21 protein-coding genes are annotated in these 16703 nt (G+C 44.3%); 9 read left to right on the top strand and 12 right to left on the bottom strand.

Features of this window, described 5'->3' with window-relative positions; all coding sequences use genetic code 11:
* Window positions 1-25: 25 nt before the first annotated feature.
* Window positions 26-322: a hypothetical protein gene (locus BUR09_RS14650; protein WP_139296865.1), complete on the top strand. Its 297-nt coding sequence runs from the start codon at window positions 26-28 to the stop codon at window positions 320-322.
* A gap of 128 nt (window positions 323-450) precedes the next feature.
* Here BUR09_RS14650 and BUR09_RS14645 read toward each other — a convergent pair whose 3' ends face one another.
* Window positions 451-963, bottom strand: coding sequence for a hypothetical protein (locus BUR09_RS14645; protein WP_074217699.1), 513 nt, complete (start codon window positions 961-963; stop codon window positions 451-453).
* A gap of 417 nt (window positions 964-1380) precedes the next feature.
* Here BUR09_RS14645 and BUR09_RS14640 point away from each other — a divergent pair, with 417 nt between their 5' ends.
* Complete coding sequence (locus tag BUR09_RS14640; protein ID WP_074217698.1) at window positions 1381-2283, top strand: hypothetical protein; 903 nt, start codon at window positions 1381-1383, stop codon at window positions 2281-2283.
* Between the two features lie 79 nt (window positions 2284-2362).
* On the opposite strand, the gene BUR09_RS14635 is transcribed toward BUR09_RS14640, so the two are convergent.
* From BUR09_RS14635 to BUR09_RS14610, 7 genes are all read right to left on the bottom strand, one after another.
* Window positions 2363-2842 (bottom strand): CBS domain-containing protein, encoded by a 480-nt coding sequence (locus tag BUR09_RS14635; protein WP_074217697.1) that lies wholly within the window; start codon window positions 2840-2842, stop codon window positions 2363-2365.
* A 289-nt stretch (window positions 2843-3131) separates the two neighbouring features.
* Complete coding sequence (locus BUR09_RS16915) at window positions 3132-3278, bottom strand: hypothetical protein (RefSeq protein WP_175566045.1); 147 nt, start codon at window positions 3276-3278, stop codon at window positions 3132-3134.
* Between the two features lie 9 nt (window positions 3279-3287).
* Complete coding sequence (locus BUR09_RS14630) at window positions 3288-3869, bottom strand: hypothetical protein (protein WP_074217696.1); 582 nt, start codon at window positions 3867-3869, stop codon at window positions 3288-3290.
* An 87-nt stretch (window positions 3870-3956) separates the two neighbouring features.
* Window positions 3957-4364: a hypothetical protein gene (locus tag BUR09_RS14625; protein ID WP_074217695.1), complete on the bottom strand. Its 408-nt coding sequence runs from the start codon at window positions 4362-4364 to the stop codon at window positions 3957-3959.
* A 9-nt stretch (window positions 4365-4373) separates the two neighbouring features.
* Complete coding sequence (locus tag BUR09_RS14620) at window positions 4374-4676, bottom strand: hypothetical protein (RefSeq protein ID WP_074217694.1); 303 nt, start codon at window positions 4674-4676, stop codon at window positions 4374-4376.
* Window position 4677: 1 nt separating this feature from the next.
* The gene (locus tag BUR09_RS14615; protein WP_074217693.1) at window positions 4678-5265 is read right to left on the bottom strand and encodes an RNA polymerase sigma factor; all 588 of its coding nucleotides are present in this window, start codon (window positions 5263-5265) and stop codon (window positions 4678-4680) included.
* A 396-nt stretch (window positions 5266-5661) separates the two neighbouring features.
* Window positions 5662-6903: an HD domain-containing protein gene (locus BUR09_RS14610; protein WP_074217692.1), complete on the bottom strand. Its 1242-nt coding sequence runs from the start codon at window positions 6901-6903 to the stop codon at window positions 5662-5664.
* 228 nt (window positions 6904-7131) lie between these two features.
* Between BUR09_RS14610 and rplM the strand changes: the two genes are divergently transcribed.
* From rplM to BUR09_RS14590, 4 genes are all read left to right on the top strand, one after another.
* On the top strand, window positions 7132-7566 hold the full coding sequence (gene rplM, locus BUR09_RS14605; RefSeq protein WP_074217691.1) for a 50S ribosomal protein L13: 435 nt from the start codon (window positions 7132-7134) through the stop codon (window positions 7564-7566).
* 20 nt (window positions 7567-7586) lie between these two features.
* Window positions 7587-7979, top strand: a complete 393-nt coding sequence (rpsI, locus tag BUR09_RS14600) for a 30S ribosomal protein S9 (protein WP_074217690.1) — start codon at window positions 7587-7589, stop codon at window positions 7977-7979.
* 155 nt (window positions 7980-8134) lie between these two features.
* Window positions 8135-8659, top strand: a complete 525-nt coding sequence (gene thrB, locus BUR09_RS14595; RefSeq protein ID WP_074217689.1) for a homoserine kinase — start codon at window positions 8135-8137, stop codon at window positions 8657-8659.
* Entirely contained in the window at window positions 8656-9267 is a 612-nt protein-coding gene (locus BUR09_RS14590) for a hypothetical protein (RefSeq protein ID WP_074217688.1), read from the top strand. The genes thrB and BUR09_RS14590 overlap by 4 nt, the downstream gene beginning before the upstream one ends.
* Before the next feature lie 165 nt (window positions 9268-9432).
* Here BUR09_RS14590 and BUR09_RS14585 read toward each other — a convergent pair whose 3' ends face one another.
* The 4 genes from BUR09_RS14585 to BUR09_RS14570 form a co-directional block, all read right to left on the bottom strand.
* The gene (locus BUR09_RS14585; protein ID WP_074217687.1) at window positions 9433-9831 is read right to left on the bottom strand and encodes a MucR family transcriptional regulator; all 399 of its coding nucleotides are present in this window, start codon (window positions 9829-9831) and stop codon (window positions 9433-9435) included.
* A gap of 403 nt (window positions 9832-10234) precedes the next feature.
* The gene (gatB, locus tag BUR09_RS14580) at window positions 10235-11665 is read right to left on the bottom strand and encodes an Asp-tRNA(Asn)/Glu-tRNA(Gln) amidotransferase subunit GatB (RefSeq protein WP_074217686.1); all 1431 of its coding nucleotides are present in this window, start codon (window positions 11663-11665) and stop codon (window positions 10235-10237) included.
* A gap of 99 nt (window positions 11666-11764) precedes the next feature.
* Entirely contained in the window at window positions 11765-13513 is a 1749-nt protein-coding gene (locus BUR09_RS14575) for an ARMT1-like domain-containing protein (protein WP_074217685.1), read from the bottom strand.
* 35 nt (window positions 13514-13548) lie between these two features.
* Entirely contained in the window at window positions 13549-14400 is an 852-nt protein-coding gene (locus BUR09_RS14570; protein ID WP_074217684.1) for an NAD(+)/NADH kinase, read from the bottom strand.
* A 300-nt stretch (window positions 14401-14700) separates the two neighbouring features.
* Here BUR09_RS14570 and BUR09_RS14565 point away from each other — a divergent pair, with 300 nt between their 5' ends.
* From BUR09_RS14565 to hemC, 3 genes are all read left to right on the top strand, one after another.
* Window positions 14701-15321, top strand: a complete 621-nt coding sequence (locus BUR09_RS14565) for a D-sedoheptulose 7-phosphate isomerase (RefSeq protein WP_074217683.1) — start codon at window positions 14701-14703, stop codon at window positions 15319-15321.
* Window positions 15322-15401: 80 nt separating this feature from the next.
* Entirely contained in the window at window positions 15402-15629 is a 228-nt protein-coding gene (locus BUR09_RS14560; RefSeq protein WP_074217682.1) for an FmdB family zinc ribbon protein, read from the top strand.
* Window positions 15630-15672: 43 nt separating this feature from the next.
* The gene (hemC, locus tag BUR09_RS14555) at window positions 15673-16617 is read left to right on the top strand and encodes a hydroxymethylbilane synthase (protein WP_074217681.1); all 945 of its coding nucleotides are present in this window, start codon (window positions 15673-15675) and stop codon (window positions 16615-16617) included.
* Window positions 16618-16703: the final 86 nt, after the last annotated feature.

Below are 16703 nucleotides of genomic sequence, written 5' to 3'. Positions count from 1 at the left end.
CCTCACTTGAAGGATGTGCATGAACATGTATGGATACACAGATGAGTGCGACCACTACAGAACAGAATCGACGGCGGAATATTCTCCCACCCTGCCGCACGCTGCTGCACTACACGGCAGAGCGCGCACGTATGCGTCAAACGGCCAAATTGTTCTGGTAGGACTCACCGCCATATGCAGAGCAGTAGGTGCAGGGCCTAACACCATTAAAAAATGGATTAAAGAAGAAAAATTTCCGGTTCGGAAATGTTCCGATGGAATCTACAGAGCCTCTCCGGAATCCATTAGAGAATGGTTCTCACACACCTCATCCAAGGGCTAACAGACTCCGGCACCATTCTCTCACAACAGGCGATAATTCTATAAAGAAATCCTTCTACTCAAGACGATAGATACAAAAAAACGGGGATGACTAAAAAAGTCATCCCCGTTTTTTTACTAAAAATAACCTTACACACGACAGCGCAGTACTTTCACACCGTCTTCGAAGAGTACTTCCATTTTGTTAGGCTTAGTAACAGCCTGTACTTCACCCATACCAAAAGTAGGATGCTGTACTACATCACCTTTGGTGAAAGTTTCGTTCATGTTGTAAGTGCGCGCTCCATCGGAGCCTTTTGCTACCATTGCAGTTTTCCACGCGATCATAACAGCTTCTGCTTCCTGCTTAGCACGCTGAGCAGCGCGTGTCTGAGCAGCTTTTTTTGCAGCAGCTGAACGGGCAGCGGAAATTGCTTCTTTACGAGAATCGCCATTGCGAACTTTCTTTACAGTGGAAACCTGTGCTTTGCTTTTGGGAGCACGAGTCTCGCGGTATTTGTGCACACTACCGCAAGCCTGACATTCCACTTTGATAATTTCGCTACCAACCATTGCCACAATTACATGCCCTGTAATGTCACTACAGCGCGTGCATTTAGTATCAATACGATCACCTGCAGAGAGGCCGCCTGTTTTGCTCATATCCAATCTCTATTTATTGCAACGTTATATCTAATCTTATAATTCAGGAAGAAAAACGCCACAGGGCTAGCCTGCGGCGTATTTTCTGCCAATAGGAAGGTGCGCACCATACAGTTTTGACCCTCTGATGGCAAGGACTCAAACTGAACTTAAACAAGTTTTATCCTTCCAGCGACCGTGCCCTCCTGCTTCTCCCGTTGCCAGTCACACACAACAAAACGCACACACTTTTATTGAACATATTCTATAATAACAAGATGTTATTCAAATAACTTTCACAAAAACATCATAACCACCTAACCGGATGATCAGGCAAAATTATTAATAATAAGAAAGAGCCTGCAATTCATACTTGCAGGGAAGCGTTTGTCAGGGTAGGCAAGAGCCCACAAACTACTTTGTTATAACGGAGCATCCATGAAAATCACTGTTGAGATTGGAAACAGCAAACAACGTAAGGAAATCACTGATGAACTTGGAATCATCGGTGAAGCGGCACGTCATGCCACTATGGCTTTTCGTATTCAGGAAATCATTGTTCCTGAAAACTTTGATGCAAAAGTAAACGAGCTTCAGGGCACTAAAGACTTTAAGTCTATCCCAGGAGCAGAGCCTGTTGCACGAAGCATCTTCCACGAAAAAGGCTACTATTTACTGTTCCATCCCAACCTGTTCACCAAGCACTACGACAACCAGGTACGCTTCGCCATTTACTGGCACGAGTTTACTCTTATCGTAAACAAAGGGCGATTCCCTGTACTTACACGTCATAAATTAGATCGTTTTGCGAACTACTTTATGAACCTGTACCAGTTGTTCGACCAATACGATGCAGCACGTAAATCTTTTGAATTCCGCGATGCACTCGTTAAAAATGCCCTCGACACAGAGCTTTCTGAAACTGCACGTGCTGACCTTGAACACTCACTCATGGGTAACCTTGCCCTTATCAACAACAAACCTGAATATTACGACTGGATCAAATTCCAACAGCAGGAATTCCAGAAACACAAAAACGTTTCGCAGTTCCTCTCCCAGATTCAGGGTAAAATTTCGCAGCTCTCATTCTCCATCATTTTTGCGTACGCAACTATGGATCACTATGAATACCTACGTGAGAAAGAGCAGCTTATCAGCGAAGCTCCAATGCTGGATAACAATACCCGAGTATTCCTTGAGTACTTCCGTCTGAAATATCAAGAAGGCAGTTCGGACCTTTCCGACGGCATCGACATCATGGAAGCTTTCTGGGCAAACTTCGGCATTCGCTTTGTAGACGGCGAAAAATCCCTGCAATGCGAACTTGTGCCACTAAAGTAGTCCACGTACTGTTTACCTGAAAAATAAAAAAATCCCTCTGCTCCTAACCAGAACAGAGGGATTTTTTTCGCATAATATTTTAACTCCGGGCTAATATCTGGTCACTGATCTCTTTGTAGATATCATTGATCATAATGACACCGATAACTTGTCCGCCTTCCATCACTACCGCATAGCTGCGACCTTTTTTTACAAAGTCTTCCAACACGAGCAAAAGCGGTTCATCTGGACGAATTATCGTCATATCCTTATCCATAACGTCCTTAACGCTGATGGACCCAGACACCTTACAGGCATTGCTAAACATCTGCTCATAACGGTTTTCATCAAGACATTTCATCCCCTCACCATGCAGCAGAGTCTCTTCCATAAAACGCATTGTATCCCAAATTGACACCGCCCCTTTAATGCGACCATTCCGGTCTTCCACTAAAGCACACAGGCATCCTTCAGAAGAGCATGCGTTAAGTTTCCGAATAGCCTCAGCAAGAGGATCATCTATTTTCACAACTGGATAATCATCACGTAAAATATCCCACGCACGTCTTCGTAATAGCATAATCGAAACTCCTAAAAAATCTCAGAGTACGGTTAGTCTGTCACACTGCCGGCACATATACGCCAGTGAGGTAAAGTTCATATTTCGTTCAACGATCTACAATCAATATTGTATGACTGTTTTGCATTATAGTAACGGTAAACATTTGTGAGAGAGACGTAAAGATGATTCGAAAAGTTTTTGTGAAAAAAATAACAAATGAATAGTTTTACTTTAAAAGACAGACAACTGAACAACCATATACGCAATGAAAAAGCCCGCAATGCGGGCTTTACAATTAACAACAGAATCATGCGCTCAACGAAGCAGCAGTCTGCACCGACTGTTCAACGATAATAACGAGCTTACGAGGATGGTGATGATGACGATGGTGCCTGCATCCAAGTGATGTGAACAAAACACCAGCCATTAAGGCGAGTAGTAAAATATATTTCATAGCTGAGCATTACAATAAGTTGATGACTAAAGCAGGTGTCTCAATGATGGCTTTGAATTTTATCGTATGGCTCTCATCGTATTCCGGCACATATTTTTCAACATACGTTTCAACATGCTTTTCAACGTATTTAACTTTATGTTTTTCTTTATGCTTAACCTTGTGCTTTACTTTGTGCACACACTTTTCTTTGTATTTACCTCTATGCTCTACAACACATGGAGAATATTTTTTTGCTTTTCTGAGATTCCGTGAAAATATGTAACCATACTGCCCACGGCTTGGAATCCGCACTTTGTATATAACGGCATCACATCCTTGAAGCAGCACAGACCCCACCCTGACAACACGGGTTCCTTTACTAATCTCAACAACGTGGTTTTTACGCATAAATTTGTTAATCTTATGAGGACGATGCGCCGCCACATCAACATATCGCTCAAGCGTCCTTAAATCTGGATATACTTTGCTCACTCGCTTCGTAACAAACGCTTTATGATAAGGTGATGCATAAGCATCAAAATGCATCACAAAGGTTACAAACGCGCAGGCCATTACCAGCACAAGAAATACTTTTTTCAGCGTGTTCATTTCTCATCCTTTTTTTGCTGTGCATGTGGAACATGCGTATAGAATCCATTCCTTATTAGCTAGCAGCGCCAGCTCCCCCAAAGAGCGTCACTTTTGCAGCGACCGCAGCAACTTTATACGTTGGATCCGTTTTCGGATGCGTTCCGTAATCTTGGCAAAACGCTCCTGCTGTTCAGGCGTAAGAAGTGTATTAATTTCCTGCTCGGTAGTAGTAAAAATCTGAAGAATCTGATCTGACGCCTCATTGCGAACTTGTCTAATCTCTTTGCGATTCTTTGCAACGATACGACGAATTTCTTTCATCGTTACAGCATCCGGTTGAACCTGCGATTCTATCTTACGCAAAAAACGTTTTCCGCCACCAAATCCGGAGCCTTTCAATTCTTTGAATTTGACAATGCGCTGTTTAACAAAAACACCGCTCCCTAATACACCGCACGTAACTCCAAAACAAAATACCAGGACAAAGGCTGTCCAAACCTTCCAGTTATTCATTGCCAGCTCCTAAAGTAATAAAAACAACTCGGCAGAGTCGCGTCCGGCGTCAAGCAGTTGTGCGTCAAGCAATGATAACGCATTACTTACGGTAAAAAAGCATGGAATACTCACGGCCAACAGCATAACTGCTGCCGCCATAGCAACTTGCGGGGCAAAAAGTTCAAATGGAGAAGCCTTCGGGATACGTGCTGCAGCATATACGTCCTGCATCACCCCTTGCCCCCAAGCTGCAGGTAAATATACTTCTGTCTGCATAGCATGTGTCTTTTTCCACACTTGCACCAAATTGCTCAGTTTACCCTTTTCCATATCATGCCCCTTCTATCCCGAACTTTTTCAAAAGCTTTTTAAGAGTACACTTTACCCTGAACGTGCGGACTTTCACATTAGCAGAGCTAATGCCCAACAGCTCTGCTGTTTCCTTACTGGAGTATTCTTCAAGCTGGGTCATTATCAAAATCATTCTGTCCAACGGTGCCAGAGAATCAAGTACACGATGCAACACATCTCTAGCCTCATGAGCCTGACTCAATCGTTCAAATTCACTTTTTGATTCAGCTAAGCAAACTGCTTCAAACCACTTCGCAGAATCATCCGAAAAATCACAAACCGGTGATTCCTTTTTTCGATAATGGGAACGCCAAAAGTCCGTGCAGGCCCTTAGAGCTATAGTTGTCAGCCAATGTTTGAACGGTTTTTTGGGTACATACAAAGCAAGTGAGCCATAGGCACGGACAAAGGTATCATGAGCTACTTCTGGCACACACTGCTGCGGTACGTGAGCCCCCACAATAGTCGAGACATGACTCTGGTATCGATCAATGATCAATGCATACGCTGCAGTTTCACCCTTCAGCACGGTGCAGACTGTTTTCCAGTCCTCATTGATCGCGTCCATCTGTACTCCGGCCACAATTTATTACTTCGGATACGAAAAAAACTTTTCGTAAAACTCAATCATTATCTAAATCAAATTGGGCGTTACCATCTGCTCATTTTGAAAAAGAAAATATCTAACACAAGACCAGTTCATCCGCTTCTTAACTCGCAACATGAATTTCTAACTGAACCAATCAAAGAAGAAGATGAACATCTTGACGCCCTCCTATCACTATGTAGCAGGCATCAGTAGTTAAAGGTTGTATCCATGGAGGAAGCATAAACCAGCACCTCTCTATAACCTACATCGTTTCAAACTGGTTCACGGTTACACATTTTTTATATTTTTCTTTAACCATCTAAAATAAAAAACCTCCCCTTATTATAAGGGGAGGTTTACAAGCAAAAATTCTTGCTAATCAAAATCCGACATTAAAGCACCAACGTGAATATTCCCTATAGATTTTTTACGATATTTATCCCGCAGGCGCCACATAGCCAAGTTCAACTCATTAATTGAAATGCCATTCCGTACCGCAGTGTATGCTTCAATATATGCGGCGAGTTCATCGCACACCTTCAACATTTCGCCATCTTTGGGATTATAGCTGTTATCATTATATATGGACTGAATCTCTTCAAATGTAACCAGCTCTACTTTCCCATTACGCTCGATGCAATCATGGAATTCGGAGCCTGTTGAAGTGCCTAGGAAATAGCCGAGTCTGTCTACAATGTACGTATATCCGGCATCGCGCAGCGGCTGGAACACCCGCCGTTCAAGTTCTTCGTCCTCATAAGCTTTAATGAGTACATCCAACTCCTTCACAGACTTTTTAACCGGTGAAATAATATCACGCGTCAACATCTCCGGCAGGTCATGAAACAGTCCGCAGAAAAAATTGTTCTGTCGGCGGGCTGGACAAGCATCCTGCACAACCGAGAAAAAATAACTATAACAGGCAACCAGAAACATATGTCCCATAACGGATGTTTCCGGAATACGCGGCATCTGTGACCAGCGTTTCTGAAAACGTAATTGACCGCACAAATTGGCAAATTTACCCAGTGCATGATGCTTATGGTCCATCAGCACCCGAAACCCTTTCAAACTCTGAAACGATTCCCGCTGGGCATCAAATGATGCGCGAATTTCGTCCAATTCGTCATCAAACGAATTCAGTCCTTCAATCAATTTAAATTCCCAGCTACTTGCATAAAAATGCGCAGCGGCAAGAATTTCATCCGCAAGCTCATGCTTTCTCTCCGGATCAAAGTATGCGATAAACCGCATCCAGAAATCAGCACCGAGAGTATCCAACACCGGCTCAAGCTCACCTTGCACCCATTTCACCAACTGATGGTAGTGCTCAGGGTTTTCTTTAATCCGGTAGTACACAGGCGGTTTGATATCTGTAATGACAAGTCGGAAGAGGTAATCGAAGATACCCCACTCCACAATTCTATCACCGAGCACACGACGTTCTTCCAACTCCATACCACGGGTATTTTCCTGTAGCAGCAGCCATGCGATTATCATCTTATGTGCTTGTTTATCGACCTCATACAGCTCAGCAGGACGCAATTTATCATTCCAGCGTTTCATGTATGCGCCAGAAAAAACGGTCTGCAGCAATCCCTTACGAATACTTGACATGATAAAAAATCCTCATATTTTCACAAAAATCACTTGGCAACGAATCGGTCATGGTATAAGAACGATGTTTCCGCACGAAGCCGGAGGTCTTTTTCCAGGATTTGTAACAGAATCTGGATCCCCCCGTTTACAACCGCCGGCTTTGGGCTGACCGATCTTATTGTTTTATTGACATGGAAACAAGAACTCCATAAGAGCCAACGTGTTTCGACACTAGGAGTAATATAGATGAAAACTTTCAGCCCTAAGCCTGAAGATATCACTCGCGAGTGGTTCGTAGTTGACGCAGAGGACCAGATCCTCGGTCGTCTCGCTACCCAGATCGCACACCGCCTTCGTGGCAAACATAAGCCAGAATTCGCACCTCACGTTGACAACGGTGATTTTATCGTAGTCGTGAATTGTGAAAAAATCAAAGTTACCGGTAAAAAGATGGAAGACAAAATGTACTACCGTCACACCGGTTTCCCAGGTGGCCTCAAAGAAGCTAACCTTGAGACCATGCTTGAGAAAAAACCTGAAGATGTTATCCGTAAAGCTGTTCAGGGTATGCTTCCAAAGAACCGTCTTGGTCGCGCTCTCATGAAAAAGCTTAAAGTTTACGTTGGTACCGAGCACCCACATGCTGCTCAGAACCCTCAGGCTCTTGAGCTTAAGTACTAGATTAGAGGTAGGAGATTACTATGTCCAACGAATTTGATTACGGCACAGGCAGAAGAAAGAACGCTACTGCTCGTACCCGCCTCTACGCTGGTAGCGGTCAGATCACTGTTAACGGTCGTCCTTACGATGAGTACTTCCCACGCAAGACTCTTCAGATGATCATCCGTCAGCCTCTCGAGCTCGTTAAGATGCTCGAAAAGTTTGACATCAAAGTTAACGTAGCTGGTGGCGGTATGTCCGGCCAGGCTCTTGCAGTACGTCACGGTATTTCCCGTGCACTGCTCGAAGTTGACGCTGACATGCGTCCAGCACTCAAAAAAGCAGGCTTCCTGACCCGTGACGCTCGTAAGAAAGAGCGTAAAAAATACGGTCAGCGTGGCGCTCGTGCTCGCTTCCAGTACTCCAAGCGTTAATTCGCTGCGAGTTTACTGCTCGACCTTCAAGGCAGGTTCTTACGAACCTGCCTTTTTTTGTATCCATGCACCTGAGACAACGCCCAGCAGCATTGACACAGCCAGCCTCTACAGGCAGAACAAAAGGCGATAACCAGATTAGCAAGGAAACATTCATGGCAGATTACCCAAACGAAACAGATTGTATTACCCTTATAGGCATGGCAAGTGCAGGAAAATCAACCTTAGGGAAGATTCTTGCTCACGAGCTGGGCTGGGTATTTATTGACACCGACCATCTTATTGAAGGCCAGTATGGAACCAACTTGCAGGCTGTTACCGACTCTATGACGAAAGAAGAATTTCTTGATGTCGAATGTACCGTAGTAAGCGCGCTTCGTGCAAAACGCTGCGTAATCGCCACCGGTGGTAGTGTTGTGTACAGAGAAAAAGCAATGGAGCACCTGAGATCTCTTGGGCCGGTATGCCATCTGGATGTCAGCCTCCCGAAAATTCTTGAGCGCATCAGCAAAAAACCTGACCGCGGCCTTGCTATTGCTCCGGGACAGACCATCGAAGATCTCTACAACGAACGTGCGGAGTTGTATAAGAAGTACGCAACCGTAACTATCCAGTGCGATGACAAGACACCAGGCGAGTGCGTAACAACTCTTCTGAAAAAGTTGGGAGTACAGTCATGAAAAAGAAAAATAAACGCACAGCAACAGTAGGTACCTTCGGTAAGCTGGCCAAACTCTACAAGAACATGGCAGATGCCTATGCTAAAACTGCTGCTGAAGCAGGTCTATCCTGTGCAGGCTGCCAAGATAACTGCTGCTATAGCTACTTCCAGCATCACACATACATCGAGTGGGCGTACTTATGGAAGGGCTTGAATTCGCTTTCAGAAGAAAAGCGAAACTACTTTATCCAGCGTGCAAAAGATGTAGTAGCACAGTATGATGAAGCTCTCACCAAAAACGAACGCCCCCACGTTATGTGTCCACTAAACGAAGATGGACTGTGCGGGCTGTATGACTACCGCCTTATGATCTGCCGCATGCACGGCACAAAAAACTTAATGATACTGCCGAACGGAGAGCAGCGCTACTTCCAAGGCTGCTACCGCTTCCGTGAACAAGTAGAAGGCATGGAGGAATTTTTAATTCCTATGCTGAACCGCACCCCGTTCTACCAAGAACTGGCTCAACTGGAAATGAAGTACGCAGGGCCCGCTCTTAAAACAGCCCCGAGAGTCAACCTCACTCTGGCTGAGATGATCGTTCAGGGCCCTCCGAAGCTTTCATAAACAAAACAAAAAAAACGCCTCAAATGAGGCGTTTTTTCGTGTATTAAATCCCCTAATGTTTACAGATAAGATCTGTATCATATCTGCACAATCTGTATTATGCGATTGAAAAAGCAAGCATCGCAAAAGTACTACTTCTGTATCCTCGAAATACAAAGCAGATTGTTACTCTTCGTTCTTGCGTCTTCTTTCCCACAATTTCATATTGTTCATTTTCTTACGTCGTTCGCGCTGTAATGCCTTACAAACCAACGGCGTATTCTTTTTCAGCCCCCATTTTTCACGATAAGAAATTGCATCAAGATCGTGTAACGCAAGATGACGCTTTGTTAAGATCTTAAAAGTCTTTCCACACTCAAGACATGTAACAGTCTTTTCTTTGATAGACTTTTTTGGATCTACTGCAGCTTCTTGTGTTTCTTCAGCAAGAGCATCATCTTCACTGATAACCTTAATGCCAGACGCAAGTGTTTTCACCATAGAGGTAATTTCTTCCTCTGTCATAGTCCGCACACTAGCTTGCGCCTTAACAATCTCCAACGCTTCTTTTAAGTAGTCTTCCATTTAATGCACCTCATGAAATACTATTGCTCAACGACTAGGCACAACTCTTTTACATTACACAAATGTTATTCATGCCTAAATACATTTTCTTCTACCCCTCGTCAAACAAAGCACTTTTTATTCATGATACTTTTTTTATGACAGTATTTTACTATGCCAGTAAAGAGACAAAAGAACATTCTTGTTCAATTAATATTCACTTTATATAAAAATGAATAACATCATGTTTCTTTCGTATATTTTTTTTTATTTTTTACTCACAATGTTGTTTGTTAATACTAACTAAATTTTTAGGTACAATATAGAACCGTTCAACTTACCTGATCCTTGTCTAGCCAACATCTTCAAGCAAACAAAAAAAAGGACGCCTGTTATGGCGTCCTTTTTTTTACTTTTATGTATCTTACTGCAATTTCTTCTGTAGTAATTGGTTAACAAGAGCAGGATTTGCTTTTCCTCGCGTCTTACGCATAACCTGACCAACAAAAAAGCTTTGTAATTTATGTTTACCACCTCGGTAAGCTTCTGCTTCGGATGGATTTTCTGCTATTACTTCGTCCACAACGGCTTCAAGCTCAGAGGAATCTGAAATCTGAACCATACCTTTAGCTTTTACAAAGGCCTCTGCAGAACCATCCTGTTCCATAAGTTCAGGCAAAACATCATTACCAATCTTAGTAGATATCATGCCCTCTTCAACGATTCGAACAAGTTCTGCAAAGTTTTCAGGCTGAAGTGCAACGTCTGCAACTGTAATATTACGCTCATTCAATTCACGCATGAATTGACCCATCATAAAGTTACTTAACTTTTTAGGATTATTAAACGCTTTTACGGCAGCTTCAAAGTACTCAGCGATACCTCTATCTTGTGTAAGCAAGTTAGCATCATACTCCGGCAAGCCAAACTCTTCCTCAAAACGAGCACGCTTTTCAAGCGGGAGTTCCGGCAACTCGCCCTTCCATGAAGCAACCTGTTCTTCTGTCAACTTAACTGGAATCAGGTCAGGATCCGGGAAGTAACGGTAGTCATGTGCTTCTTCCTTACCACGCATGGAAGCAGTGATATTCTTCTCTGCGTTGTAGAGACGAGTTTCCTGAATAACTTCTTCACCATCAAGAATAAGATCTTCCTGACGAGTAATTTCGTATTCAATACCACGCTGCACGTTACGGAAGGAGTTCATGTTTTTCAATTCAACACGAGTACCGAATTCTTTCTGGCCACGCGGACGCAAAGACACGTTTGCGTCACAACGGAAGCTGCCTTCCTCCATGTTACCATCACAGATGTCAAGATAGAGCAAAATAGAATGCAATGTCTTGAGGTAGGATACTGCTTCTTCAGCGCTACGCATATCCGGCTCAGAAACAATCTCGATGAGCGGAACACCTGTACGGTTAAAGTCGACGTATGAAAGATTTTCTGCCTGAGAGTGAATAGACTTACCAGCATCGTTCTCAAGCTGGATACGTGTAATGCCCACACGCTTCAAGGAATCACCAACCGGAATTTCGATATGACCATGTTGGCAGATTGCATTATCAAGCTGAGAAATCTGATAGCCGTTAGGAGAATCAGGATAGAAGTAGTTTTTACGCTCAAAAATAGAGTCAAGGCTTACAGTACAGTTCATTGCAAGACCCATTTTAGCAGCAAATTCAACAGCTCTGGCATTCAAGACAGGCAATGCTCCTGGCATACCGGAGCATACTTCACACACATTTTCATTCGGATCAGACCCGAAACGGGTCGAACAGGAACAGAATAATTTTGATTCCGTCTTGAGCTGAGCATGAACCTCAAGCCCGATGACTACTTCAAAATCAGCCATAACACTCTCCTTACATCTATCTTCCGGAACATACCGAAGAACAGCTACCCCGTGCGATAAGCACAGGGTAGCCAGTTAATTTATTGTTAGTACTCTACGTTACATAGAGGTAATACCGGCATCGTAGTATTTACCGACGCCATATTCTGCTCTACGGAAAAATTTCTCTGAACTTGGCCCGATGATCTGTAATTCCGGATTCTTCTTCTGTACATCCAATGCAATACGCATTTCCTTTGTACAACCGGTAGAAAACGTAGAATCCTTACCCGACCAAACGGACGGAACCTTACGATCAAGCAAAGCAAAGCTCGTTTCTATATCTTCAACTGTCTGAAAACGCCAGACGTCCAACAACCCGCTTCGCTGAACCTGTTCCCACATGAACATCAAGTCATCACCATCCATACCTTCTTCGAAGTGTTCGGCAGGGTTAATGATGAATGTTCTATCAAGTCGGGTACGCAAATGGGAAACAAACGTATTTACAAGTTTGATAGCAGTGTCGGTTTCACCAGGAATAGAACCGATAACAGCGCTATAAAACATAACAGTTCGCCCTTTCTGCTTTTCCTTGCGCATCTGTTCGATAATTCGGCTTGCCATCTCATTAATGGCTTCTTCACTAAATTTTCGCACACAGCTGGCCCGTGTTTTTGCTTCAAGGACGAAAGTGCCGTCATCTTTTCTGTAAAATCCGAGCACGTCGCGGGTAAAGCTGTGCCCGCAATTCAACAGGTTGTCAAAGTTGTCTGCTCCTTTAGCAAAAACAATGTCACATTCTTTCCAAGCACGAGAAAAAGTCACATTAGTTTTGTAAAGGTTCAACTTCTCACGCATTCCATCAGAAACAATCAGGAACCGATGCGAACGCAGCAATGCCAGCAAGAGGTTCTTAGAAATGGTGTCGTTTGGCACCATCTTAGCAGTCTTGCACAATTCGACCAGTACGGGGTCCTGCATAGCATCCCAGAACGTCGGAGAATCAAAAATAAAACCTTCTTTCAATGCCAGAATAACTTTATGCCCAAGCCTGAGTAACGCCCGAATAAAGTAGAGGTCAAACACAATTCCTCCACTGCTATCCGGCAAAAATAGGATTGTTTTCCGATCATCTTTTTCCGTACCAAGAAGTACTTCCAACGCATGGGATGTCGGACACGGCTTGTTTATCTCTTTTTCAATATCAAGATATGAAGGCGTACCGTTACTCCACAACTCAGGCATCGTGGAAAAATACATCAGGCGTACCAGTTCTATTATGTCCAATTCCGATCTGAGATTACGCAAGTCAGGGTTATACATGCACTCAGACGGCGTTGAATAGAGCATTCTGTCAGTGGCAGAATTCGTAAAAAACTCAAACGCACTGCGGTTGGCAGCCAGTTTCTTTGTACTATATGGATCAACCAAAGAACACTGCGTAAGCACAATACTATTCATGCGTTTCAGCAGGCGGGATGGAATCATAATCCGCGATAATAAATGCGTCTTAAACCGCAGGCGACAAAATCCTATCACCTTGCGCTCATGATATTTGTTGAACGCATGCTTACGAATAAGCCGGACGGTATGCAACCATATCCGTCCATACTCACGCATAAGTTCATCAGACGGTTCTTCTTCCATCAAACACATAAGTGTTTCATCTGAACAAGGAATAAAAACTTGTTGTTCATCAAGGGCAACCATGAACTTCAATTGCTCATCAGAAGCAACGCGTTCAGGATTCATGAGGTGTTCAATGTTGTTTTCTGTCTTAAAGTGGTGCAACCAGGCGTCCATGGCTGCATCCTGTCCCCAGCGCACATCTCTGGCAGACTCAATAGCAGGCAGTACTTTCCCCATCTCTCTTCTCCCTCATGTCTAATAGCTGTCCAAGACTAGCAGTTTTCGCGAATAAATCCTCTTGTGATGAGCTTTTTGTAATACGAATTATCGTCAAATTCAGCGTACAGCAGACCGCCTTTGGCTTTCGAAATGGAAACAATATCATCAGGGTGCAGCAAAACCCCTTCCTGTCCGTCCTGTGTCAGGAACAAATCTGCATCATGCGTACGCACGGTGGCAGTGAACACATGTTCCCCAGGTAACACCATAGGATAAAAGCTACGTAAAAATGCACAGACAGGTGTGACTGAATACGCATCCATATCTGGATGTACAAGCGGACCACCTGCGGAAATAGCATACCCTGTAGAACCGGATGGGGAGGCAACAATGATACCGTCTGCACGGATTTCACCCATTGAGGTACCGTTTATTGCAAGATCAAGTGTAGTAATACGGGCAAGCGCCCCTCTGTTAATAACAAAGTCGTTTGCCGCAACACCGCTAAAAACAGTCTCATCACCACGGGTCACAGTGCAAGAAAGAGCAAGCCTTCTGCGAAACTCCACTTCGCCGTCAAGAATTGCCTGCAAACGCTCTTCCCATGCATCACTCGGTATATCAGCAAGAAAGCCGACCTTCCCCATGTTGATTCCCACAAGCGGAATCTCTCGCCCTACAAGCTGCCGTGCAACGCTAAGTAGCGTTCCATCTCCACCCAGCACAATCACGAGATCACACTTTACATCGTCGCGGGTGTGTACCCATTCCGGTGTACCATTTTCGCAAATAATTACCTCTACATCGCGTGCAGCAAACCACCCGAGCAACTTTTGCCCGAGTGCCGCGGCATCTGCATGTGAGGCTTTTGTAACAATACAAATAGTAGAAATATTATGGTGCATCGCAGTTCTCTAGTAAAAACCAGCTATGACTTCAAGAAATGTATGATAAAATGAATCGCATAAATCCAATTGTACCACCAGCTTTTTTAAGGCAACAGTAAATCAAGTCGGTTAATTGTATTTTCTTACAACCAAGTCAGCAAGATCAAGATAAATTTCTTATAGCCTACCGAAATTTATGACTGTTTCATATCCAGTTTCCGTCATTGTCACACCCGCCTATATAGTGTACTTCCTTTCCGTCAGGTGATACTGACCTGTAGACAATATCGTATCCACCTTAGTGCGTTTGGAGAATTGATGACTCAACAAGCAATAGACACTATTTTAGAACATGCACGCGAAGGCGCACGCCTGCGTGAAGAATATTTTTCTAAGCACGCAGAAGAAATTGATGCTGTTGCGCGCAAGTTTGCTGTTTGCCTTGCAAAAGGCGGTAAAATTTTATTCTGCGGTAACGGCGGCAGTGCAGCAGATGCACAACACCTTGCAGCAGAATTCGTAAACCGCTTTTTGATCGAACGCCCTCCACTTCCGTCCATTGCCCTGACCACAGACACTTCTATTCTCACAGCCATCGGTAATGACTACGGCTATGACTTTGTCTTTTCAAAACAGGTTCAGGCTCTGGGAAATAAAAACGACATCCTCGTTGGTATTTCCACTTCCGGCAACTCTACCAACATCATCAACGCATTTAATGCAGCCCGAGAACGTGGTCTTCTTACTGTAGGGTTTACCGGAAACGGTGGCGGCAAAATGGCCGAACTCTGCGACATCCTGTTGGATGTTCCACACTCCCACACACCGCTTATTCAGGAAGTACAGCTCACTATCGGGCACCTCCTCTGCCAGCTTACGGACTACTATCTGTTTGAAGACGCAGCTGCGCTTCAGCCGGACTTAGAAGCCGCCGAATAAAAATTTTCTGTTGTATATATTGACCTTTTTCAATTTCGCACTATCTATTCGCCAAAATAGATAGTTAAGGAGCAACGGCTATGCCTTTGTACGAATACAAATGCGAAGACTGCGGTAAAGAGTTTGAAGAACTTGTTTTTGGTGATGAAACTCCAGAATGCCCAGAATGCAAATCTTCCAATACTTACAAATTACTCTCTGCTACCAAGTTTAAAATGTCCGGAGGCAGCATCTCCGCCCCTACCGGTTCTTCCGGCGGCTCCAGCTGTTCCGGCTGCTCCGGCGGCAATTGTTCTACCTGCGGCTAACACGTAGATACCACTCGAACTACCAAGCACTTTCGGACATGACATGAAGAAAATCGTTATTGCTACCCGAGGTTCCAAGCTTGCACTCTGGCAGGCGAACCACATTAAAGACTGTATCGAAAAAGAACACGAAGGCACCACTGTCGAGCTTTTAATCCTTAAAACAAAAGGCGACATCATCCTTGATGTGCCACTCGCCAAAGTTGGCGGCAAAGGTCTTTTTGTTAAGGAAATTGAAGAAGCACTGCTCGATGGACGCGCTGACATTGCTGTACATTCCATGAAAGACGTTCCTATGGAACTTCCTGAAGGTCTGATTCTCGGCTGTATCCCTGAGCGTGAAAACCCGTCTGACACCTTCCTTTCTGTACAGTACGATTCTCTTGATGACCTTCCTGAAGGCGCAACAGTGGGCACAAGCTCTCTGCGTCGTCAGTCCCAGTTACTGGCTCTTCGCCCTGACCTCAACATCGTTTCCCTGCGCGGCAACGTAGACACACGTCTACGTAAGCTCATGGACGGTGAGTTTGATGCTATCGTCATGGCAACTTCCGGTCTTAAACGCCTTGGTCTTTCTGCACCAAAGAATGAAATTCTCGGCGCACCACGCTTCCTGCCAGCAGTCGGTCAGGGTGCACTTGGCATCGAATTCCATAAAGATCGTGAAGACCTGCACGAAATGCTTGCATTCCTCGAACACCGTCCTACCCGTATCTGCGTAGAAGCTGAGCGCGGTTTCCTCTACGGTTTGCAGGGTGGTTGTCAGGTACCTATCGCTGGCTTCGCTACCATGACAGATGAAGACAACTTCGAAATGGTAGGCTTTGTTGCAGACCTCAAAGGTGTTCGCAAAATCCATGAGACTGCGACAGGTAATGAAGAAAATGCACGTCAGATTGGTCTTGACCTTGCTGAAGTAGTAAAAGAGCAAGGCGCAGACGCCATCCTTGAAGAAGTGTACGCTTCTGAAAACGCAGTTAAAAACTAACGCGTTGCTACACGAATAATAACATCAGAAAATAGCGGATGAACTATAGTTCATCCGCTATTTTTTATGCAGCAAGCAGCGGGCAT

This window comes from Halodesulfovibrio marinisediminis DSM 17456 (genome assembly GCF_900129975.1).
Lineage (GTDB): Bacteria > Desulfobacterota > Desulfovibrionia > Desulfovibrionales > Desulfovibrionaceae > Halodesulfovibrio > Halodesulfovibrio marinisediminis.
Note: the sequence above shows the minus strand (reverse complement) of the source record. Positions and strands in the feature narration are given on the sequence as shown.